Annotated in this window: 21 protein-coding genes and 1 pseudogene; 20 read left to right on the forward strand and 2 right to left on the reverse strand. The window is 34.8% G+C overall.

The window, feature by feature from the left end; genetic code table 11:
• Positions 1-181 precede the first annotated feature (181 nt).
• The 20 genes from HMPREF3264_RS06195 to HMPREF3264_RS06290 all read left to right on the forward strand — a co-directional run bounded on the left by HMPREF3264_RS06195 (position 182) and on the right by HMPREF3264_RS06290 (position 19,699).
• On the forward strand, positions 182-763 hold the full coding sequence (locus HMPREF3264_RS06195) for a heptaprenyl pyrophosphate synthase subunit A (protein WP_070872477.1): 582 nt from the start codon (positions 182-184) through the stop codon (positions 761-763).
• Positions 756-1,481 (forward strand): demethylmenaquinone methyltransferase, encoded by a 726-nt coding sequence (locus HMPREF3264_RS06200; RefSeq protein WP_070831249.1) that lies wholly within the window; start codon positions 756-758, stop codon positions 1,479-1,481. Before HMPREF3264_RS06195 ends, HMPREF3264_RS06200 begins: the two co-directional genes overlap by 8 nt.
• 1 nt (position 1,482) lies before the next feature.
• Complete coding sequence (locus HMPREF3264_RS06205; RefSeq protein WP_037541455.1) at positions 1,483-2,442, forward strand: heptaprenyl diphosphate synthase component 1; 960 nt, start codon at positions 1,483-1,485, stop codon at positions 2,440-2,442.
• A gap of 145 nt (positions 2,443-2,587) precedes the next feature.
• Positions 2,588-3,037, forward strand: a complete 450-nt coding sequence (ndk, locus tag HMPREF3264_RS06210) for a nucleoside-diphosphate kinase (RefSeq protein WP_037541453.1) — start codon at positions 2,588-2,590, stop codon at positions 3,035-3,037.
• A 197-nt stretch (positions 3,038-3,234) separates the two neighbouring features.
• A complete protein-coding gene (gene aroC / locus HMPREF3264_RS06215; protein WP_070872479.1) occupies positions 3,235-4,401 on the forward strand; it encodes a chorismate synthase in 1,167 nt (388 codons plus the stop codon).
• A 27-nt stretch (positions 4,402-4,428) separates the two neighbouring features.
• Positions 4,429-5,493, forward strand: a complete 1,065-nt coding sequence (gene aroB, locus HMPREF3264_RS06220) for a 3-dehydroquinate synthase (RefSeq protein WP_070872481.1) — start codon at positions 4,429-4,431, stop codon at positions 5,491-5,493.
• 9 nt (positions 5,494-5,502) lie between these two features.
• Positions 5,503-6,804 carry a 3-phosphoshikimate 1-carboxyvinyltransferase gene (gene aroA, locus HMPREF3264_RS06225; RefSeq protein WP_070872483.1) on the forward strand — a complete coding sequence of 434 codons (1,302 nt, stop codon included), beginning with the start codon at positions 5,503-5,505 and terminating at the stop codon, positions 6,802-6,804.
• Between the two features lie 3 nt (positions 6,805-6,807).
• Positions 6,808-8,052, forward strand: a complete 1,245-nt coding sequence (locus HMPREF3264_RS06230; RefSeq protein ID WP_002442955.1) for a tetratricopeptide repeat protein — start codon at positions 6,808-6,810, stop codon at positions 8,050-8,052.
• Positions 8,053-8,071: 19 nt separating this feature from the next.
• Positions 8,072-8,635 carry a YpiB family protein gene (locus HMPREF3264_RS06235; RefSeq protein WP_070872486.1) on the forward strand — a complete coding sequence of 188 codons (564 nt, stop codon included), beginning with the start codon at positions 8,072-8,074 and terminating at the stop codon, positions 8,633-8,635.
• The gene (locus HMPREF3264_RS06240) at positions 8,632-9,231 is read left to right on the forward strand and encodes a DUF1405 domain-containing protein (protein WP_070872488.1); all 600 of its coding nucleotides are present in this window, start codon (positions 8,632-8,634) and stop codon (positions 9,229-9,231) included. Before HMPREF3264_RS06235 ends, HMPREF3264_RS06240 begins: the two co-directional genes overlap by 4 nt.
• A gap of 44 nt (positions 9,232-9,275) precedes the next feature.
• Positions 9,276-9,971: a zinc metallopeptidase gene (locus tag HMPREF3264_RS06245; RefSeq protein WP_002442948.1), complete on the forward strand. Its 696-nt coding sequence runs from the start codon at positions 9,276-9,278 to the stop codon at positions 9,969-9,971.
• Positions 9,972-10,135: 164 nt separating this feature from the next.
• Entirely contained in the window at positions 10,136-10,453 is a 318-nt protein-coding gene (locus tag HMPREF3264_RS06250) for a nucleotide pyrophosphohydrolase (RefSeq protein WP_002442946.1), read from the forward strand.
• Positions 10,454-10,480: 27 nt separating this feature from the next.
• Entirely contained in the window at positions 10,481-11,611 is a 1,131-nt protein-coding gene (bshA, locus tag HMPREF3264_RS06255) for an N-acetyl-alpha-D-glucosaminyl L-malate synthase BshA (protein ID WP_070872491.1), read from the forward strand.
• Between the two features lies 1 nt (position 11,612).
• Entirely contained in the window at positions 11,613-12,815 is a 1,203-nt protein-coding gene (locus tag HMPREF3264_RS06260; RefSeq protein ID WP_070872494.1) for a CCA tRNA nucleotidyltransferase, read from the forward strand.
• Positions 12,802-13,773, forward strand: coding sequence for a biotin--[acetyl-CoA-carboxylase] ligase (locus HMPREF3264_RS06265; RefSeq protein ID WP_070872496.1), 972 nt, complete (start codon positions 12,802-12,804; stop codon positions 13,771-13,773). The genes HMPREF3264_RS06260 and HMPREF3264_RS06265 overlap by 14 nt, the downstream gene beginning before the upstream one ends.
• Positions 13,774-13,798: 25 nt before the next feature.
• Positions 13,799-16,501, forward strand: coding sequence for a helicase C-terminal domain-containing protein (locus tag HMPREF3264_RS06270; protein ID WP_070872499.1), 2,703 nt, complete (start codon positions 13,799-13,801; stop codon positions 16,499-16,501).
• A gap of 126 nt (positions 16,502-16,627) precedes the next feature.
• Positions 16,628-17,920: an asparagine--tRNA ligase gene (asnS, locus tag HMPREF3264_RS06275; protein WP_070872500.1), complete on the forward strand. Its 1,293-nt coding sequence runs from the start codon at positions 16,628-16,630 to the stop codon at positions 17,918-17,920.
• Positions 17,921-18,017: 97 nt separating this feature from the next.
• A complete protein-coding gene (locus HMPREF3264_RS06280; protein ID WP_002442934.1) occupies positions 18,018-18,710 on the forward strand; it encodes a DnaD domain-containing protein in 693 nt (230 codons plus the stop codon).
• A complete protein-coding gene (nth, locus tag HMPREF3264_RS06285; RefSeq protein ID WP_070872502.1) occupies positions 18,700-19,359 on the forward strand; it encodes an endonuclease III in 660 nt (219 codons plus the stop codon). The genes HMPREF3264_RS06280 and nth overlap by 11 nt, the downstream gene beginning before the upstream one ends.
• 4 nt (positions 19,360-19,363) lie before the next feature.
• Positions 19,364-19,699 (forward strand): YpoC family protein, encoded by a 336-nt coding sequence (locus HMPREF3264_RS06290; RefSeq protein WP_070872505.1) that lies wholly within the window; start codon positions 19,364-19,366, stop codon positions 19,697-19,699.
• Between the two features lie 152 nt (positions 19,700-19,851).
• Here HMPREF3264_RS06290 and HMPREF3264_RS06295 read toward each other — a convergent pair.
• Both HMPREF3264_RS06295 and recU read right to left on the reverse strand, forming a co-directional pair.
• Positions 19,852-22,065: pseudogene (locus tag HMPREF3264_RS06295) on the reverse strand (transglycosylase domain-containing protein); the annotation flags it as partial.
• Positions 22,062-22,688 (reverse strand): Holliday junction resolvase RecU, encoded by a 627-nt coding sequence (gene recU, locus HMPREF3264_RS06300; RefSeq protein ID WP_070872507.1) that lies wholly within the window; start codon positions 22,686-22,688, stop codon positions 22,062-22,064. The gene recU and the pseudogene HMPREF3264_RS06295, both read right to left, overlap by 4 nt.
• Positions 22,689-22,935 lie beyond the last annotated feature (247 nt).

The following is a 22,935-nucleotide window of genomic DNA, read 5'->3' on the forward strand; positions in this document are numbered from 1 at the left end:
TGAACCTATGAGGATCCACAATGTAATAGGTTCATTTTTTTACATAACTAAAGATAAATGTGCTTTTTACAACCTATCATATAAATAGATGCGTAATTACTACAAAAGAACAACTCCTATAGATTTTATTTTCATACATATAATGTTACTATTAGTTATGATAATATCGTGAGGTGTGAACATGGAAACGACAATAAGCAAACTAAACAGACAAATAGAACATAAGCTTAAAGGGATTAATGATTATGAATCAATACATATTAATTCATCTTTAAGTGCTTTATTAGATTCATATCAAATTCCTGAGATAGCTAAACTTGCTTGCCTCACTATTGACACTTCAATGCGTCATTTAGATGATATTACTAAAAATAACTTATCAAAAAACGCAATTTTAATAGGTGATTTATTAAGTGCTCATTATTATACCTTGTTAGCAGAAATGGATGACCCTTCATATCAATTAAATATGAGTAAAGCCATAGTAAAAGTGAATGAGCTTAAATCTTCGCTTCATCAACACGCTCTGCCTAAACAAGACATAAATGAAGCTATCATCGATATTGAAGTGCTATTCCCATATATTACGATTTCTCATTTCATAGATGACGTTGATAAATTCGTTTTATTTGAAGACTTAACTTCAAAATATGATGGTTATTATCCATCATATTTAAAACAATATACGAAAGATGCAATTGATCAATTTTTCGAAGATATTAATCAAAGCTATACAAAAAGAAGAGGTAATGAACATGGCTGAAAATCAAGCAAAAAAAGAACAAGTACATACAGTATTTCAAAATATTTCGCAAAAATACGATAGATTAAATAATATTATTAGCTTTGAACAGCACAAAGTTTGGAGAAAACATGTGATGAAAGACATGCGTGTCGAAGAAGGTAGCAAAGCCCTAGACGTATGTTGTGGCACAGCAGACTGGACAATTGCGCTAAGTAAAGCAGTAGGTGACAGCGGTCAAGTGACTGGTTTAGACTTCAGTGAAAATATGCTCGAAGTTGGTAAGGAAAAAACGGCTTCATTAAATAACGTTGAACTTGTACATGGTGATGCGATGAATTTACCATTTGAAGACAATACATTCGATTACGTGACTGTAGGATTTGGACTTAGAAACGTCCCTGATTATTTAGGCGCATTAAAGGAAATGCACCGTGTGCTTAAACCAGGCGGTAAGGTCGTATGTCTTGAAACAAGTCAACCAACATTACCAGTATTTAAACAAGTTTACAGTCTTTACTTTAAATTTGTTATGCCTATTTTCGGAAAAATGTTCGCAAAATCAAAAGAAGAATATGAATGGTTACAACAATCGACATTTAATTTTCCTGATAAACAAACGTTGAAACGTTTATTCTTTGAAGCAGGATTCAACGATATCAAAGTACGTAGCTTTACAGGTGGCGTTGCTGCAATGCACCTTGGCTATAAAGAAAAAGATTCTACCAAAGGTGATTAACGTGGCAAAGTTAAACATTAATAACGAAATTAAAAAGGTTGAAGACCGTCTACAACATGCGATTAAAAGTTCTGATCAAACTTTAGAGGATGCTGCTTTCCATTTATTATCTTCAGGTGGTAAAAGGGTAAGACCTGTTTTTGTTATTTTAAGCAGTCAATTCGGCGATAGTAAAGACACTTCAGAGAATACGTATCGCGTTGCCGTAGCTTTAGAACTTATTCATATGGCGACTTTAGTTCACGACGATGTTATAGATAAGAGCGACAAGAGACGTGGACGTCCTACGATTTCTAAAAAATGGGATCAAACGACAGCCATTTTGACAGGTAACTTTTTACTTGCTTTAGGTCTTCAACATTTATCTGAAATTAAAGATAGCCGTGTACATAACATCATCTCTAAATCTATCGTTGATGTATGTAAGGGTGAATTATTCCAATTCCAAGATCAATTTAATAGCGACCAAAATATCACTAATTATTTGCGACGTATCAACCGTAAAACTGCGTTGTTGATTCAACTAGCCACTGAAGTTGGCGCTCTAACTTCTAATGCTTCAGACGAAGTGGTTCGTAAATTAAAAATGATTGGTCATTATATTGGAATGAGTTTCCAAATCATTGATGACGTATTAGATTTCACAAGTTCTGAAAAGAAATTAGGCAAACCTGTAGGGAGTGACCTCATGAATGGTCATATTACTTTGCCTGTACTTTTAGAAATGAGAAAAGATCAAGCGTTCAAACAAAAAGTTGCTGATTTAAACCCTGAAAGCCCACAATCAGCATTTGATGAATGTATCGAAACGATCAGAACATCACAAAGCATTGAAGAGTCAAAAGTTATAAGCGAAAAATATTTAAATAAAGCAATTAAGCTTATTGACGAGTTAGAGGACAACCCAAATAAAGCACTATTTAGAAAATTAATTAAAAAAATGGGCAGTAGAAATAAGTAAGTTCTGTGACAAGAGTTGAAAGCGTTTTACTATCCTGTTACTATGGAAAGGTGGCAGGATAAATTGCTTATCTTGTTAAATAGGATTTATTACCTATACATATTTCGGTAAATGAATGAAACATATTCACAGGGGGAAGCACAAAGTGGAACGTACATTTTTAATGATTAAACCAGATGCAGTACAAAGAAATTTAATTGGAGAAATTGTTTCTAGAATTGAAAACAAAGGGCTAAAACTTGTAGGCGGTAAACTAATGCAAGTTCCTAAAGAATTAGCTGAAAAACATTACAGTGAACATGAAGGAAAACCTTTCTATGAAAAGTTAATTTCATTTATTACTTCAGCTCCTGTATTTGCAATGGTGGTAGAAGGTGAAGACGCTGTTGCAGTATCACGTCACATTATTGGTAGTACAAACCCTTCTGAAGCAGCACCAGGCACTATTAGAGGTGACCTTGGTTTAACAGTAGGAAGAAATATTATTCACGGTTCTGATTCTGTTGAATCTGCACAACGTGAAATTAAATTATGGTTTAGCAGTAATGAAATTGCTGACTACACTTCACCAAGAGAAGATTGGTTATACGAATAAAAATTTATATAAATGAATTTCATTTTATCCACATAGAACTGATTTAACTTATGTTAAGTCAGTTCTTTTTGCGTTTTCTTTTGGGAAATATAATTGTCGATGAGAACTTCCAAGACTTATGTTGTGTGAATGAATATGATAATATATTAAACATATTACAATTTAATGCAATAAAGAATAGAAAGGAGTGTGCGCTCATGAGATACCTCACTTCTGGTGAATCACATGGTCCACAACTTACAGTCATCATTGAAGGTGTACCAGCTAATTTAGAAATTAAAGCTGAAGATATTAATAAGGAAATGTTTAAACGTCAAGGCGGATACGGACGAGGACGACGCATGCAAATCGAAAAAGATGCAGTCGAAATTGTATCTGGTGTAAGAAAAGGTTTTACACTTGGTGGTCCAATCACTTTGGTCGTCACTAATGATGATTTTACGCATTGGAGAAAAATAATGGGCGCCGCACCAATCAGCGATGAAGAGCGAGAAAACATGAAGCGTACTATTACAAAACCAAGACCCGGCCATGCCGATCTTATTGGGGGAATGAAGTATAATCACCGTGATTTAAGAAATGTTTTAGAACGTTCATCCGCAAGAGAAACTGCAGCACGTGTTGCAGTCGGCGCTGTATCTAAAATTTTACTAGAACAACTAGATATTCATATGTACAGTCGTGTTGTAGAAATCGGTGGTATTAAAGACGAAGGGCTATATGATACTGAGACGTTCAAAGCAAATATAGACAAAAATGATGTACGTGTGATTAATGAAGACATAGCACAACACATGCGTGACAAAATCGATGAAGCGAAGAAAGAAGGAGACTCCATCGGTGGCGTAGTCCAAGTCATGGCAGAGAATATGCCTGTAGGTGTGGGAAGTTACGTTCATTATGATCGTAAACTAGATGGCCGAATTGCACAGGGTGTCGTCAGTATTAATGCCTTTAAAGGGGTCAGTTTTGGTGAAGGATTTAAAGCAGCTGAAAAACCTGGTAGCGAAATACAAGATGAAATACATTATGATAGCGAGAAAGGTTACCATAGAGGCTCTAATCATCTCGGAGGATTTGAAGGCGGCATGAGTAACGGAATGCCTATTATCGTCAACGGGGTAATGAAACCAATTCCTACACTATATAAACCTTTAAATTCAGTTGACATTAACACAAAAGAAGATTTCAAAGCGACTATAGAACGCTCTGATAGCTGCGCTGTCCCCGCTGCAAGTGTAGTTTGTGAACATGTGGTTGCTTTCGAATTAGCGAAAGCTTTACTGGAAGAATTCCAATCTAATCATATCGACCAATTAAAAGCTCAAATTGAAGAACGTCGCCAATTGAACATTGAATTTTAACCCCATCATGCTATTAGAGGTGATAAGATGAAACTTGAAACAACTTATGAAAGTAACAACTATCCAATTATAGTAGAACATCATGCTATTAAATATTTGGACACATATATTAAAGATTATGACAAAGTATTCTTTATTATTGATGACAATGTGTATCATCAATTTTCCGAAAAAATCAATAGCCTGATTTCTAAACATCACGCAGAACACATCATCATACCTGCTGGTGAACAATCAAAAACATTTGAACAATATCAACAAACGATTGAATCATTATTAAGCAAACAACTCACACGTAACACATGTATCATCGCATTAGGCGGCGGTGCAACAGGGGATTTCGCCGGATTTGTTGCAGCTACATTATTGAGAGGTGTTGGATTTATCCAAGTTCCGACGACAATATTAGCGCACGATTCAAGCGTCGGTGGAAAGGTAGGCATTAACTCGCAGCACGGTAAAAATTTGATAGGTGCATTTTATCGTCCAAATGCTGTCATCTATGATTTAGATTTCCTAGAAACTTTGCCTTATAGCGAAATATTGAGTGGATATGCAGAAGTTTATAAGCACGCCTTACTGAATGGTAAGGAAGCAACCACTCACATCGAGCACAACTTCAATACTCACGACGATTTATCATCTTTGAAGAACTTAGACGACTACCTATTCAAAGGCATTCAAACGAAATTAAACATTGTCGTTGAAGATGAAAAAGAAAAAGGTACAAGAAAATCCCTTAATTTAGGACATACCTTTGGTCACGCAGTTGAATATAAACATAAAATCCCACACGGTCATGCTGTAATGATTGGTATTTTATATCAATTTATCGTTGCAAATGAGATATTGGGTACAAATTATGATATTCAACACTTCATCCATTACATGCAACGTTTGGATTATCCTTTAGACATCATATCTCAACTCAATTTTGATGACACATATCGTTTCATGTTATTAGATAAAAAGAACAATAAAGAAGGTATCCAAATGGTTTTACTTCAAGATTGGGGTAAACCCACTGTTGTTCATGTTGATAAGGCAACACATATTAAAGCATTTCATGTATTACAATCATATATAAGGTAGGTGAACAACATGTCCACAAGTGAAATCATTGATATTCACGGCCCACTGAAAGGTGAAATTGAAGTTCCCGGCGATAAATCTATGACACATCGCGCGATAATGCTCGCCTCTCTAGCTACTGGGCAAACAACAATATTTAAACCTTTGTTAGGCGAAGATTGTCGCAGAACCATGGAAATTTTTAAATTATTAGGCGTTTCTATCACTGAAAATGAGGACACAATCGTTATCGATTCACCTGGTTATCAACATTTTCATACGCCACATCAAGTGTTATATACTGGTAATTCTGGTACAACTACACGTCTACTCGCTGGGTTACTCAGCGGATTGGGTATCGAGAGCGTACTTTCAGGTGATGTTTCAATTGGTAAACGTCCAATGGATAGGGTGCTTAAACCACTATTAAAAATGAATGCACGTATATCAGGAGTAGAAGATAATTACACACCGTTAATTATTAAGCCATCAACCATTAAAGGTATCGATTACCAAATGGAGGTTGCGAGTGCTCAAGTAAAAAGTGCGATTCTATTTGCGAGTATCTTTTCAAAAGAAGCAACGACAGTAACTGAAATTGATGTAAGTAGAAACCATACTGAAACAATGTTCGAGCATTTCAATATACCAATCAAAGTCGACGGCAAAACAATCCAAACATCTCCAAACGCCATCCAACATATTAAGGCAAAAGATTTCCACGTCCCTGGGGATATCTCATCAGCGGCATTCTTTATCGTTGCAGCACTCATTACTCCAGGTAGCGACATCACAATTCATAATGTTGGCATTAACCCTACACGTTCAGGTATCATAGACATCGTTGAACAAATGGGAGGAAACATTGAACTCAGTCATGTCACTGAAGAAGCTGAACCCACAGCATCGATTCGCGTGAAATATACACCGAATTTAAAGCCATTGACGATTGAAGGCGATATCGTTCCAAGAGCGATCGACGAACTACCTGTAATTGCGTTATTGTGTACACAAGCTTCAGGTACATGTATCATCAAAGATGCAGAAGAATTAAAGGTCAAAGAAACGAATCGTATCGATACGACTGCAGATATGCTAGGTATGTTAGGATTTCGTTTGCAACCTACAAATGATGGTTTGATTATACATCCATCTGAATTTAAAGCGAGTGCAACAGTTGATAGTCAAACAGATCACCGTATTGGCATGATGTTGGCAGTTGCTTCACTTTTAAGTTCCGAGCCTTTAACCATTGAGCAATTTGATGCTGTCAATGTCTCATTCCCAGGTTTCTTACCAAAATTTAAGCTTTTAGAAAATGAGGGAAAATAAACCATGGAAGATATCTATAAATTAATAGACGATATCAATCTACAAAAATTAGACAATTTAGACTCTCGTGTGAATGAAGCATTAAGTTCTAACAATGACGATGCATTATTCATTCTTGGTGAAACCCTCTACAATTTCGGGTTAACACCTCAAGGTTTAGAAGTTTTTAGAACGTTGTATCATAAATATCCAGACGAAAGTGAGTTACTCATTTACTTTATCGAAGGACTCATGTCTGAGAATCAAACAGATGAAGCATTAGAATATTTAGCTGAAGTAGAAACGTCTACAGAGAAATTAATGCTCGAAGCTGATTTATACCAACAAATTAATATGTTGGAAGTCGCGATTGATAAACTACAAGATGCATTAGAACTTGAACCAAACGATCCGATTATTCATTTTGCTTTAGCGGAATTACTTTACTATGATGGCCAATATTTACGAGCTACAACAGAATATGAAACTGTTTTAGAAACTGGTGAATATCAAGTCAATGGTGTGAATTTATTTTCAAGAATGGCTGATTGCAGTTTACAAAGTGGTAACTATACGGATGCCATTGGTTTATTCGATGAAATCAGTGAAGAGGAAATGGTTTCGGAAGATTATTTCAAGAAAGCTATTGCATATGAGAAGAATGACCTCACTCAAGAAGCAATTAAAATTATGAAGACTTTACTTTCTAAAGATCCAGACTTTATACAAGGGTACTTCTATCTTCAATCTCTCTACGAAAATGAAAAGAACTACCCTGATGCGATCGAAACTGGTAAAGAAGGACTTCGACTTAGCCAATTCTATAAAGAATTGATGGTTTCTACAGGTAGCTTGGAAATTGAACATGGCGATGCCAATGAAGGTGTCGAATTATTAAAACAAGCATTAGAAGTTGACAATGCGTACCATGAACCGTTATTAATCTTAAGTGATTTATATCGTAGCGAAGAAGATTACGAAGCGATTATTGAACTTCTCACTTTCGTGGATGAAGAAGATTTAGACCCTGTATTTATGTGGCATTTAGCGTATGCATATGGTCAAGAAGAAAGAGACAAAGAAGCACAACATTTCTTTGAACTCGCATATCCGACATTACAGACACAATCGGAATTCTTAGGTGACTATTACTTCTACTTATTAGAAATCGGTCACAAAGACAAAGCGAAAGCGATTTTAAATCAATTATTAGACATTGATCCTAGTAATGAAACTTGGCATGATGAAGCTATGAGAATGCAATCGTAAGTAGAGTGGGTGAATATATATGAATGAATCGCTCATACGAATGAAACAAAGTTTTCTAGAATATTTGTTGTTTCATTATCGATTCAAATCGAGAATTACCGTTTGGGTGTTAAACTATTTGAAAGCCAATCATGATAAACTCAATTTGGTACATTTTGTAAATGATAAAATTAAACAGCATCATACATTAGAAATTGCAGAAGTGAACACACACGCTTCTGCAATTCAATTTACGACAGAAGATGAAACGTATATTAATACAAATGAAATCTTTGATTATATCGCAAACCATACTATTCGTTTAGATATTCAGATTCATTTTACAAAAAATCACCAAGAACCACGTCTCGATGATTTAATATTAGCGCAACTCATGCATTCGCCTAGTTATTCTTCTTATGTGCAAGATTTATACGCCATTTCTATGAATCAAAGAAAGCAAACGTCACTAATTGAGAATATTCAAGATAATATCGATTTAAGTTTACAAATGAATGAACCTGAGCGGTTTTATCAGCTCACACAAATACTAAATGCCTTAAAAGCAAGACTTGTGGATTCAACTTATGAGGAAGAGCGATGAATACGTACAAGTGGATATGGGAGACAAGCCTTTACCAAAGATGGATACTCATCATACTGCTCATATGTAATATATTCGGAACCATCTATGGATATGATTGGTATAGCGGACAACTATTTATCACACCAAACTATTTCAAACCATTTGTACCAGATAGTCCTACAGCTTCACTATTCTTGTGTATATCCATCCTATTCATGCTATTTAATAGAAATATAGATATGATTGATGCTTTAGCATTTGTGACACTATTAAAGTATGGTGTATGGGCAGTGATTATGAATATTTTAATGATTGCTGAACAAGGCGAGGCTACAATCAATGGTGTGATGCTGATACTTTCACATGGCATAATGGCGTGCGAGGCAATCTATTTTTATCCGAGATTTAAAGTGACTATTTTGGGTTTTATTGTTAGTTTTATATGGGTGTGCATCAACGATGTCATAGACTATGGTTACGGACAATTCCCATACTATGATTTTATTGCTTCACATACAGCACAAATCGGGGTATTATCAGTATGTCTCAGTTTCATTGCTTTAATTTTATATTTATTTTTAAAGCGATTTTTGAAAGTTAAAACATTTGATTAAACATTAATTTGACAGTAAAATAATACTAAAGGAGAGTGAGTTTATTGTCTTTAATATCTATGATTATATATTTCGTAATATTAATGGTCATCCCAATGTGGGCTCAACACAAAGTTAAATCTAATTATGAAAAGTACTCACAAGTGAGATCCACAAGTGGTAAAACTGGACGAGAAGTTGCTGAGGAAATTCTACATGCGAATGGCATTTACGATGTCGATGTAGTTAAAGGTGACGGATTCTTAACAGACCACTATGACCCTAGTAAAAAAGTTGTTTGTTTATCTCCTGCAAACTACGATAGACCTTCAGTTGCTGGTACAGCAATTGCAGCCCACGAAGTTGGACACGCAATTCAACATCAACAAGGTTATGCACCATTAAGATTTAGAAGTGCATTGGTACCTCTAGCAAATATCGGTAGTTCATTAAGCTACATTGTTATTATGTTAGGTATCGTGTTAACTGCATTCGGTAGTGTATTTGGTTCAACTGCACTTTGGATTGGTGCTGGGCTAATGTCACTTGCAGTATTATTCTCGATCGTGACATTACCTGTAGAGTTTAACGCAAGTTCTCGAGCTATGAAGCAAATTACTGCGTTAAATATCGTAAATGAGAAAGAATACAAACATGCTAAGAAAGTGCTTTCTGCCGCTGCAATGACTTATGTAGCTTCTACAGCAGTAGCATTAGCTGAACTTGCACGTATTATTTTACTTGCAAGATCAAGCGACTAATTAAATACGAACACTTCAACCTGGTTGAGTTTACATTCCGATGTAACACTTGCCAGGTTTTTTATTTTTCAAAATAACAAATGATTCTAAATTGCACTTGAAATGCATCAGCCACTAAATTGTAATATACTATATGAGAAACGCATTAAAGGAGATTGTCATTTATGAAATCGATGGAGCAAATGCAAAGGGAAGTCGACGAATATATTAGTCAATTTAAAGCTGGTTATTTCTCGCCACTCGCAAATCTTGCAAGAATGACAGAAGAAGTTGGAGAATTAGCGAGAGAAATTAATCATTATTACGGTGAAAAGAAAAAGAAAGATTCCGAAGCTGACAATTCAATTAAAGCAGAATTAGGCGATAACTTATTTGTATTATTATGTATCGCCAATTCACTAGGTATAGACATGACCGAGAGCTTTAATGAAACAATGGATAAATTTAATACACGTGATAAGAATCGTTTCGAAAGAAAATAAGTTAAGTTAAAGAAAGGATGGGCGCAAATGAAAATTGGTATTACTTGTTACCCGTCCATGGGAGGCTCTGGAATTATTGCTACAGAGCTAGGCATCAAATTGGCAGAACGCGGTCACGACATTCATTTTATTACTTCAAATATTCCTTTTAGAATCCGCAAGCCATTGCCAAATATTACTTTCCACCAGGTTGAAGTAAATCAGTACGCTGTTTTCCAATATCCACCTTATGATATTACATTAAGCACGAAAATATCAGATGTTATTCAAGAGTATGATTTAGACATCTTACATATGCATTATGCTGTACCACATGCAGTTTGTGGTATTTTAGCGAAACAAATGTCAGGAAAAGATGTCAAAATAATGACGACACTTCATGGTACCGACATTACTGTTCTCGGTTACGATCATTCCTTGAAGAATGCCATTAAATTCGGTATTGAAGAAAGTGATATTGTAACAAGTGTAAGTCGTTCGCTCGCACAACAAACCTATGAAATTATAGATACAGATAAAGAAATTGTACCGATATATAATTTCGTTCGTGAAAATGAATTTCCAACATGTCATAACGAAGAATTAAAAGAAAGTTATGGTATCGCACCTGAAGAAAAGGTCTTAATCCATGTTTCAAATTTCCGAAAGGTCAAACGTATCGATACCATTATTGAAACGTTTGCGAAAGTACGTGAACGTATACCAAGTAAATTAATTTTACTGGGTGATGGTCCAGAATTATTAGATATGCGTCAAAAAGCGCGTGAGCTCGATGTAGAAGAACATGTGTTATTCTTAGGCAAACAAAATGATGTCAGCGCATTCTACCAATTATCTGACCTTGTGCTACTTTTAAGTGAAAAGGAAAGCTTTGGTCTCACATTATTAGAAGCAATGAAAACAGGTGTATTACCGATTGGTACAAATGCAGGTGGCATTAAAGAAGTGATTAAACATGAAGAAACTGGTTACAACGTGGATATTGGTGATAGTGAACAAGCAGCACAATATGCAATACGACTATTAGAAGATGAGGCACTCTATACAGAAATGCAATCACGTATGCTTGATGATATACGTGACCGCTTTGCTTCAGAACTAATTACAAATCAATACGAGCACTATTATCAAAAAATGTTAGAACAAGGTGAAAACTGAGATGAGATATGAGTTATTTGAACGTGCTAAACCTATCTTAAATCAAATACAACAACACGGCTTTGAAGCATACTATGTTGGTGGATCTGTGCGCGATTATTTAATGGGACGTGAAATTCATGACATAGATATCACGACCAGTGCTAGGCCAGATGAGATTGAAGACATATTTGATAAGACGATACCTATCGGGAAAGAACATGGCACAATTAATGTCGTTTATAACGATGAAAATTATGAAGTAACCACGTTCCGTGCCGAAGAAGACTATGTCGATCATCGAAGACCAAGCGAAGTACATTTCGTACGTGATTTATATCAAGATGTTCAACGTCGCGACTTCACAATCAATGCCATCGCTATGGATGCGAATTACAAGACATATGATTACTTTGATGGGGAAGACGATATCAAAGCAAAACAGATTCGTACTGTAGGGGTAGCACGAGAACGCTTTGAAGAAGATGCACTTCGTATTATTCGAGGTCTTCGCTTTCAATCTCAGCTTAATTTTCAAATAGTTAATGAAACGTTTGAAGCAATGGCTACTCAAATCTCAGATATTCAATATTTATCAATCGAGCGAATTGTTGTTGAATTAAAAAAATTAATCACCGGAATCAATGTTTCTGAAAGTTTTAAAAATATGAAAAAGCTTCAAGCATTTAATTATATTCCGTTTTTCAAGGCGTTCAATATGAATAAAGTATTCATAAACGAACCACTTTCCTTTGAAATCTGGATTGCATTGATGTTAGCGCAACAACCAATTGAAGACTCACTCAAAGCACTTAAAATTAGTAATCGAGAAAAATCTAATATCCAAAATTTTGTCAATCTCATCAAAATCTTGCCAAAGGTAGAATCTAAACAAGATTTAATTACAGTCGTCTATGATTACAATCTGAGTGACATAGAATGCGTATTAACAGCAAATGACACATTAAAGGAAAACGGTTTAGAAATTGCCAATCCTTTAATAATCAATGCGACATCAATCAAGGAAACCGATGCACAATTACCAATCCACACTCGAAAGGAAATGGACGTCAATGGGGGAGATATCATCAAACACCTCCAAGTCAAATCAGGACCTTGGTTAAAAGATGTATTGAGACAAATAGAACTTGCGATTATTACACAACAAATGAATAACACTAAATTAGAAATACTGGAATGGGTGGATGCGAATGTCAAAGTATAGCCAAGATGTTGTAAGAATGTTATATGAGAATCAACCAAATCATATTTCCGGACAATATATCGCCGATCAGCTTCATATATCTAGAGCTGGCATTAAGAAGATTATTGATCAATTAAAAAATGACGGTTGCGATATTCAATCTGTGAATCACAAAGGACACCAACTGAATGCCTTACCTGATCAATGGTACAGCGGTATTGTTCAACCAATTATTGAAGAATTAGATACCTTCGATCAAATTGAAGTGTATAGCACTGTAGATTCTACACAATTAAAAGCGAAACAAGCACTCGTTGGGAACAAAAATTCATTTTTAATCTTAAGTGATGAACAAACAGAAGGGCGAGGACGCTTTAATCGCAATTGGAGTTCTTCAAAAGGAAAAGGACTGTGGATGTCCCTAGTATTACGACCTAATGTTCCATTTGCACTCATACCTAAATTCAATCTCTTTATTGCATTAGGCATTAGAGATGCGATTCAACAATTCTCTAATGACCGTGTGGCAATTAAATGGCCAAATGATATTTACATAGGCAATAAGAAAATTTGTGGTTTCTTAACTGAAATGGTTGCTAATTATGATGCTATAGAGGCCATTATTTGTGGTATAGGTATTAATATGAATCATGTTGAGGACGACTTTAATGAAGAGATTCGTCATAGAGCCACAAGTATGAGAATGCATGCTGACGATAAAATAAATCGGTATGATTTTCTTAAAACGTTACTTTATGAGATTAATAAACGTTACAATCAATTCCTAAATCAACCATTCGAGACGATTCGAGAAGAATACATTGCTGCGACAAATATGTGGAACCGTCAATTGCGCTTCACAGAAAATGACCATCAATTTATAGGTGAAGCCTTTGATATAGACCAAGACGGATTCCTACTTGTGAAAGATGATGAAGGTAACTTACATAGGTTAATGAGTGCAGATATAGATTTATAAACGATAAAGACAAGGAGAGAGCGCTATGGGAATAGCAACATATGCAGTTGTAGATTTAGAAACGACTGGTAATCAGTTAGATTATGATGAAATCATTCAAATCGGGATTACTTTCGTACGTAATCATCAAATTATTGATACGTATCATTCAATGATTCGCACTGATCTGGAAATCCCACCATTTATCCAAGCCTTAACATCGATTGAAGAGGAAATGCTTGCGCAAGCACCATATTTCAATGAAGTGGCTGAGGATATATACAACCAAATTAAAGATTGCATTTTCGTTGCTCATAACATTTCGTTCGATCTTAATTTTATTAAAAATGCTTTCGACAATTGCAACATTCAATTCAGACCTAAAAAGGTCATGGACACGCTTGAATTGTTTAAAATTGCATTCCCGACAGATAAAAGTTACCAATTGAGCGAACTCGCACAATCACACAATATTCCATTAACCAATGCACATCGAGCTGATGAAGATGCAACGACGACAGCTAAACTGATGATTAAAGCATTTGAAAAATTTGAAAATCTGCCTTTAGATACGCAAAAGCAACTTTACTATTTAAGTAAAGATCTGAAGTATGATTTATACAATATTTTGTTTGAAATGGTTAGAAACAATCAATCCAAACCACTAGATGAGAAATTTGGGCAATTTGAACAAATTATCTATCGTAAACAAGTTGACTTGAAAGGGCCAGTCACACGTTTCGACGGTTCACTTAAGACGCTCTACACTAAAGCCATAAAGGCACTCGGTATGACATACAGACCTCAACAACTTTACTTATCTGAGATTATTCTTGAACAACTGATGCATAGTGATAAAGCAATGATTGAAGCACCACTAGGTAGCGGTAAATCACTGGCATATCTTCTTGCAGCACTCATGTACAATATAGAAACAGGCAGACATGTCATGATATCTACCAATACCAAGTTGTTGCAAAGCCAATTACTTGAAAAGGATATCCCTGCACTTAATGACGCACTTAACTTTAAAATTAATGCATCATTAATCAAAAGTAAAAACGATTACATTTCATTAGGCTTAATTAGTCAAATACTTAAAGACGAAACAAGTAATTACGAAGTAAGTATTTTAAAAATGCAATTATTGATTTGGATCACGGAAACAGCGACAGGCGATATTCAAGAATTAAACTTAAAAGGCGGACAAAAAATGTACTTTGATCAGAAGATTGAAACGTATGTTCCAGTTCGCCATGACATTCATTATTATAACTTTATTAAGCGCAATGCTCAGAATATACAAATAGGTATTACAAACCATGCACATTTAATACATTCAGACGCTGAAAATTCTATTTATCAACTTTTTGATGATTGTATTATTGATGAAGCTCATCGCTTACCTGATTATGCACTTAATCAAGTTACAAACGAGTTGAATTATTCAGATATTAAGTATCAATTAGGCTTAATTGGTAAAAATGAAAATGAAAAACTTCTTAAAGCTGTTGATAAACTAGAACAACAACGTATATTAGAGAAACTTGATATCGCACCAATTGACGTCTTCGGATTAAAGACAAATATCACTGAAATTCATGATTTAAACGAACAATTATTCAATACGATCTACGAAATCATTCAGTCTTCTGAAGTCTACGATGACGATGTTCATAAATACCATTACGTCTATCAATTTGAAACTGACAATATTTTAAAAGATTTACATGCGATTATTGATAAACTGAATAAGACGCTTGAAATTTTTAATGGTATTAGTCATAAAACAATCAAATCTATTCGTAAGCAATTGTTATATCTCAATGACCGATTTAAACAAATTGAACAAAGTTTAAAAGACAATCACACAAGTTATATTTCAATTAAAAACTTGTCTCAAAAGTCTACCATTCGCTTATTAGTCAAAGACTATGAAGTTAAAGATATTTTAACAAAGCAAGTGCTTGATAAATTTAATTCACTTACATTTATCTCAGGTACGTTAACGTTTAATCATTCATTCGACGCCTTCAAAAATTGGTTTAATGATCATACAGAATTTAACACTTACGAAGTTTCAACTTCGATGACAGCTGCGAAGAATACCAACGTATTCATTCCTACTGATGTTGCATCTTACAATTATAAGAATATCGAGGACTATGTTGCTTCGATTGTGGATTATCTAGTGGAATATGTATCCATCACCAATTCAAAATGTCTTGTCTTATTTACAAGTTATAAAATGATGCATATGGTACAAGACATGTTAAATGAATTACCTCCATTTGAAGACTACGTAGTACTAACACAACAACAAAATCAAAATTATAAAATTGTTCAGCAATTTAACAACTTTGATAAAGCGATATTGCTAGGTACTTCAACATTTTTCGAAGGATTTGATTTTCAAGCAAATGGTATCAAATGTGTCATGATTGCGAAATTACCATTTATGAATAAACATAATACGAAATATTGGCTTATGGACACTGAATTCACGTCGACATTCAAAGAATATGTGCTTCCAGATGCTGTGACACGCTTTAGACAAGGCTTAGGACGTCTGATTCGCCATGAGGATGACAAAGGACTTATTGTGTCATTTGATGATCGACTCGTAAATAGTAATTTCAAGAATTTCTTTGCCCAAACCTTGGAGAATTATCGCCAGAAAAAAGGGAATATCAAACAATTTAATAAATTAGTCGGACAAATTCAAAAGTCCATGAAAAAGAAAAAATAAATTCGAATTTCTACTGAGGCAGACATTTTCAGCAAAAGATTCAAAAAGTCAACATGTAGAAGTTAAACAGAGATTTTGTTAAAATAAATGAGTATTAAAAAAGAATAGAAAAATAGGAGTTTAGTTATGAAGACTACGATTAAACAAGCAAAACAACATCTTAACCAAGAAGTGACAATTGGTGCTTGGTTAACAAATAAACGTTCTAGTGGTAAAATCGCGTTCTTACAATTACGTGATGGCACTGGATTTATGCAAGGCGTAGTAGTGAAATCTGAAGTGGATGAAGAAACATTCCAATTAGCTAAAGATATTACTCAAGAATCTTCACTCTATGTGACAGGCACAATTACTGAAGATAATCGTTCAGATTTAGGATATGAAATGCAAGTGAAATCAATTGAAGTGATTCATGAAGCACATGACTATCCAATCACGCCTAAAAATCATGGTACTGAATTCTTAATGGATCATCGTCATTTATGGTTACGTTCTAAGAAACAACACGCCGTGATGAAAATTAGAAACGAAATTATTCGTGCTACTTATGAATTCTTTAATGAACATGGCTTTACTAAAATTGATCCACCTATCTTAACAGCAAGTGCACCTGAAGGTACGAGCGAACTATTCCATACTAAGTACTTTGATCAAGATGCATTCTTATCTCAAAGTGGTCAATTATATATGGAAGCAGCAGCCATGGCTCATGGACGTGTCTTCTCGTTTGGTCCGACTTTCCGTGCTGAGAAGTCCAAAACACGTCGTCACTTAATCGAATTCTGGATGATTGAACCAGAAATGGCATTTACAAATCATGCTGAAAGTCTTGAAATTCAAGAACAATATGTGACACATGTCGTACAATCTGTACTTAAAAATTGTGTTTTAGAACTTAAAGCATTAGATCGTGATACAACTAAATTGAAAAAGGTAGCCACACCATTCCCAAGAATTTCTTATGATGATGCGATTGAATTCTTAAAACAAGAAGGCTTTGACGATATTGAGTGGGGCGAAGACTTTGGCGCACCTCATGAAACAGCTATCGCAAATCATTACGATTTACCGGTATTTATTACGAACTATCCAACGCGTATTAAACCATTCTACATGCAACCAAACCCAGATAACGAAGAAACTGTACTATGTGCAGATTTAATCGCACCAGAAGGTTATGGTGAAATTATTGGTGGTTCTGAACGTATTAATGACTTAGATTTACTAGAAGAACGTATTAAAGAACACGAATTAGACGAAGAAAGTTATAGCTATTACTTAGATCTTCGTCGTTATGGTAGTGTACCTCATAGTGGCTTTGGTCTTGGTTTAGAAAGAACAGTCGCTTGGATTTCAGGTGTCGAACATGTACGTGAAACGTCACCATTCCCACGATTATTAAATCGTTTATACCCATAATAGAAGCGAATTTTGCGCTTTATTTTAGAAGGATTAGCAGAAACGTCCAGTCAATTCATACGGCTGGGCGTTCATTTTAAATAGGAGGGAAACGCACTTGGATTTGTTTCAACTTAAAACGCGTCCTGTCGTTATTCGAAGAGAATTGTTGGATCACTATGCAGAATTAGGTATGGACGAACAAGATTTAGTCATCTTAATCAAACTCATTTATGCTTCAGAGACGTCTAATAAACAACCCTCTATAGAAACACTTCAACAAGGGTCTTCGATGCAACCGCGTCAAATCACTTCCGTCATCCAGAATTTAATTCAGCGCGAACTGTTGGAATTAAATGTGAGGAAAGATGAGGAAGGTAAATTCACAGAATATATGAATTTGGACCCATTTTATGAAAAGTTAAGTCAAATACTGAAAAAGCAAAATTTAGATCATCAAGAATCGGATAGTGTAGAACAATTTAAACAATTATTTCAATTGATGGAACAATCTTTCGGCAGACCGCTTTCGCCATATGAAATAGAAACTTTAAATCAATGGATTGATGTAGACCAACACGATTTATCTGTGATTCAAGCAGCGTTAGACGAAGCACTTAGTCAGAATAAACTAAGCTTTAAATACATTGATCGTATCCTATTAAACTGGAAAAAGAACAATGTCAAAACAGTAGATGACTCAAAAAAAATAAGAGAACAATTTAATCAAAATCAACCCAAAATGAAACATGTTGTAAAAAAAGTACCCAAATTTGATTGGTTAAATGGAGAGAAGCCAGATGATAAGTAAGAAAAAAGGTTTAGAAATGATAGATGTCATCGCTGATATGTTTCCTGATGCTGAATGCGAATTAAAACACGATAACGCATTTGAACTCACCATTGCTGTATTATTATCTGCTCAATGTACGGATAATCTAGTCAATCGTGTAACGCGCACGCTTTTTGAAAAGTATAAAACACCGGAAGATTATTTAAACGTCAGTGATGAAGAATTACAAAACGATATTCGTTCCATAGGTTTATATCGCAATAAAGCTAAAAATATTAAAAAGTTATGCCGTTCTTTACTAGATCAATTTGACGGAAAAATTCCTCAAACCCATAAAGAATTGGAAAGTTTAGCTGGTGTAGGACGTAAAACTGCGAATGTAGTGATGAGCGTTGCATTTGGCGAACCGTCTTTAGCTGTCGATACACACGTAGAAAGAGTATCTAAACGTCTAGGTATTAACCGCTGGAAAGACAACGTAAGACAAGTTGAAGATCGTTTATGTGACATCATTCCTCGCGAACGATGGAATAAAAGTCATCATCAACTCATATTCTTTGGAAGATATCATTGCTTAGCCAGAAAGCCTAAATGTGATATTTGTCCATTGTTAGATGATTGTCGCGAAGGGCAGAAACGTTATAAAGCAAGTTTGAAAGAAGCGTGATTCCATGATTGAAAAAGGTGATTTCGAACAACTTGAAACACAATTAGATGCATATGCAAGTCAGAAAAAATTAAAATCACAAGAAGCTCAACCAGTTATTGATGATTACTTTGAAATGATATTGAATTACTTTAAACAAATTAACGAAATTGACCACATCAACTTTGATAAGCTAAACGAATATCCTGTAGTACCAATGAATTTTGACGAACGCTATCATTATATGGTCGCAAGAAAATATCATTTTATGGGCTATCGCCAGATGAAAACGTTAAAATCTGAGTTGATTAAAATGAATGCATCTTATCAAATAAGAAAGAAACGACAAAACAATAAATAGTAAATAAACCCTCACTTATGACTAAAAGGCATTAAGACCTATAAAGTGCATAAATGAGGGTTTTTGTATACAAAAAGAATCCCAATTTTGAAGTTCAAAATTGGGACCCTTTTAAATGAATTATGATGCTTTATCATCAAAATTGTATTTAAGTTAAATAGTCGTGTCAGTGCATTACCTGAGCTACTTTGAGATGAGCCGTTAGTATTGCCTGAACTACTGTTAGAGCTTGATGATGAACCGTTGCTTGAACTTGATGAAGAAGTATCGCTATCTCCGTGAACACTGCGGTTTGTAGTGTTATTGTCAGGATGTCCTGCAACAGATAAGTTATCACCATCGCTACCATTAACATCTTTAGGTTTCTTGAAGTCTTCGCCATCTTTAGAAGAAATATCTGACATTACATCTTGGAAAAGATATTGTGGATATTCTTGTTGAGAGTGGCCGACAAATGAGTTAGTACCGTATTGTTTAACTTTATTGAAGCCCATCCATACTGACATTGTGTATTGAGGACTAAATCCGTTAATCCATACGTCTTTAGCTGCGCTATCTGGTAGGTTATATTGTTGATAAATTTCAGCACCATACGTACCAGTACCAGTTTTCGCACCTAAATTAACTCCAGAAACACCGTGTCCATATGCTGAACCGTATGCTTTAAATGTACCTTTTAAGATTTCAGCTAACATGTAAGCTGTATAATCTTTCATCGCTTTGTGACTAGAATGATCATATTCAATCGTATCACCATCGTGAGTAACAACTTTCTGAATAGAGTGGGCATTGTTATAAGTACCACCATTAGCAATTGCAGCGAATGCAGAAGCTAATTGAGTAGGTGAGAATTCAGAAGATGAACCACCGAGTACTTCTGATGGACCTATTTTACCACTATAATCTAAGCCAACTTTTGAAGCGAATTTCTTAGGTGCATCGTTTCCTGCTGATTTTTTAACTTGTTGCCAAGTTTTAAGGGCAGGAATGTTGAAACTTTGACGTAAAGCATCATAAGCAGATACATTACCATGACTCTTAGTGTCATAGTTTCTAAATTCTGAGCCATCAACCCAATATGATGATTCGTCTTGAATCGCATGGTTTGTAGCCCATTGCATGTTTTCAATAGCTGGTCCATAAGCTAAGAAAGGTTTTAATGAAGAACCAGTAGGGTGTGCATCAGTAGCTTGGTTACGTTCAACTACGTTTTTGTAATTACGTCCACCAGATATAGCTACGAGTCCACCAGTTTTACTATCTAAGATAGTTGCACCGACTTGTTGGTCATCATTTTTATAGTAGTTAGAACCACCATTATCAATACGATCTTGAAGCGTTTTTTGAACATCTTTGTCCATGTTAGTGTAAATCTTAATACCACTTTGTAAGACATTACCTAAGTTTTTGTCTTTGAAGTATTTGTTGTTCATTAATTCTGATTGAACAAAGTTAACATATGAATCATACTCTGTATCTTTTTCATTACCGTTAACTTGACGTTCTTTCTTAGTACGTTCAACTAAGTTCGCTTTAAGATTGATCTTCTTAGCATCAGCATATTGCTTGTCACTAATTCTATGATGTTTATGCATTAAGTAAAGAACTGTATCTTTACGATCGTTAGCTTCTTTTGGATTGTTATAGATGTTATAAAGGTTTGGAACCTGTGGTAAACCTGCAAGATAAGCTTCTTCAGCTAAGTTTAAGTCCTTCAAGTCCTTGTTGAAGTAATACTTAGCAGCAGCTTTAACACCTGTTACACCGTCAGAATAGTAAATTTTATTCAAGTAAACTTGGAAAATTTCATCTTTACTATATTCTTGTTCAAGACGGTAGGAAAGGTAAGCTTCTTGAGCTTTACGACCGATAGATTTTTGTTGCGTTAAGAATGAGTCTTTAACAACTTGTTGTGTTAATGTTGACGCACCTTGAGCACCGAATCCACCAGTTAAGTTTTTCCCAACAGCACCAAATAAACGTTTATAATCTAGCGCACCATGATGATAGAATCGATTATCTTCTGTAGCTAAAACGGCGTATTTCATATTTTTAGGCACGTCTTTAATGTTGACGTGTTCATGACGTTGGCCGTTATCCAATGTTTTAACCAGATCTCCATTTTTATCGTAAATCTTAGCTGGAATTGGATCTTCTAATTTGGACTCGGTAAAAGCTGGTGCTTTCCATGCATAGTAAGCAAACAACAAGATACCAAGTAGCAACAGAACGAAAAAGGCGATAATCATAAAGCCAATGATCTTGATGATCGTTCTCTTAACATTCCTATTCTTTTTTCCGTCGGACTTCCCACCAGTTTTACTATTATTCTTTTTAGGTTGAGAAGACCCTTTATTTTCCGTCATACGCGGTCCTCACTTTCATCTAATATCAACTTATCAACTGCTTTGAGGTAATCCAATCTTGGTTGATATTGATAAGGAATATGGTAACCATTTTTCCGAATTTCTTCAACAGTAATCGATTTTTTAATTTCTTGGATGTATCTTTCCCAATAAAATTCAAATTTTGAATAAGGCAAAATATAGACTTCATCAAGCGTTTTAAAACGTATCATAAGAAAAACAATTCCCTTTTGAAGATATGTATTTTTCATATGTTCAACTTGATGCGAGTGAATATTATTTAATGGAAAAGAAGTTTTATTCTTCGTTTCCTTTGCCTCAAAATCGATATAATAACCATTATAAACACCGTTATAATCGGTTGTTGAAGGTGTACGAAAATAAGCTTCATTTATCACAGCCTTACTTCGTTTAGGATAGTGAACATTCACTATTTGAACGGGGGTAGGCTTTTTGTGAATGACTGCTATGCCACTCTTAAGATAATAAGCATTAGAGTGCTCAATATCTTTCTCCAGTGACATCCCGCGTCCACCGTATTCAATTTTACTTGAAAATGGCGATGGGTTGCGTCCGTCCAAAGACTTATTTTTAGAGTATGGTTTACCATTAGGATAATTCATTATATTCACCACACAAGTTTGATTAAAAAATAACTGCTATATAATAAGAAAAGATTCAATCAAACTCTAGTTTTTGAATGTATATGTCATTAAACAAACATACATCATTCACTATTTTAACGTGATTAAGTTATTCTGTCACGGTTTCTTTCACAAATGAAAGATAAATGTAACCTTTAAGTTATTCAATTTTTATAATTTAAATGACGCTCTCAATAATTTTTCAATTATCATTTTCCAACATCTA

The organism is Staphylococcus sp. HMSC62A08, assembly GCF_001839105.1.
GTDB lineage: Bacteria > Bacillota > Bacilli > Staphylococcales > Staphylococcaceae > Staphylococcus > Staphylococcus caprae.

Bases quoted from the DNA above. Each gene is read 5' to 3' on its own strand.
- HMPREF3264_RS06235 (WP_070872486.1), top strand. From the start codon at position 8,072: ATGAATGAATCGCTCATACGAATGAAACAAAGTTTTCTAGAATATTTG.
- HMPREF3264_RS06270 (WP_070872499.1), top strand. From the start codon at position 13,799: ATGGGAATAGCAACATATGCAGTTGTAGATTTAGAAACGACTGGTAAT.
- nth (WP_070872502.1), top strand. From the start codon at position 18,700: ATGATAAGTAAGAAAAAAGGTTTAGAAATGATAGATGTCATCGCTGAT.
- HMPREF3264_RS06265 (WP_070872496.1), top strand. From the start codon at position 12,802: ATGTCAAAGTATAGCCAAGATGTTGTAAGAATGTTATATGAGAATCAA.
- asnS (WP_070872500.1), top strand. From the start codon at position 16,628: ATGAAGACTACGATTAAACAAGCAAAACAACATCTTAACCAAGAAGTG.
- HMPREF3264_RS06200 (WP_070831249.1), top strand. From the start codon at position 756: ATGGCTGAAAATCAAGCAAAAAAAGAACAAGTACATACAGTATTTCAA.
- aroB (WP_070872481.1), top strand. From the start codon at position 4,429: ATGAAACTTGAAACAACTTATGAAAGTAACAACTATCCAATTATAGTA.
- HMPREF3264_RS06290 (WP_070872505.1), top strand. From the start codon at position 19,364: ATGATTGAAAAAGGTGATTTCGAACAACTTGAAACACAATTAGATGCA.
- recU (WP_070872507.1), bottom strand. From the start codon at position 22,688: ATGAATTATCCTAATGGTAAACCATACTCTAAAAATAAGTCTTTGGAC.
- HMPREF3264_RS06195 (WP_070872477.1), top strand. From the start codon at position 182: ATGGAAACGACAATAAGCAAACTAAACAGACAAATAGAACATAAGCTT.
- HMPREF3264_RS06230 (WP_002442955.1), top strand. From the start codon at position 6,808: ATGGAAGATATCTATAAATTAATAGACGATATCAATCTACAAAAATTA.
- aroA (WP_070872483.1), top strand. From the start codon at position 5,503: ATGTCCACAAGTGAAATCATTGATATTCACGGCCCACTGAAAGGTGAA.
- bshA (WP_070872491.1), top strand. From the start codon at position 10,481: ATGAAAATTGGTATTACTTGTTACCCGTCCATGGGAGGCTCTGGAATT.
- HMPREF3264_RS06250 (WP_002442946.1), top strand. From the start codon at position 10,136: ATGAAATCGATGGAGCAAATGCAAAGGGAAGTCGACGAATATATTAGT.
- HMPREF3264_RS06240 (WP_070872488.1), top strand. From the start codon at position 8,632: ATGAATACGTACAAGTGGATATGGGAGACAAGCCTTTACCAAAGATGG.
- aroC (WP_070872479.1), top strand. From the start codon at position 3,235: ATGAGATACCTCACTTCTGGTGAATCACATGGTCCACAACTTACAGTC.
- HMPREF3264_RS06260 (WP_070872494.1), top strand. From the start codon at position 11,613: ATGAGATATGAGTTATTTGAACGTGCTAAACCTATCTTAAATCAAATA.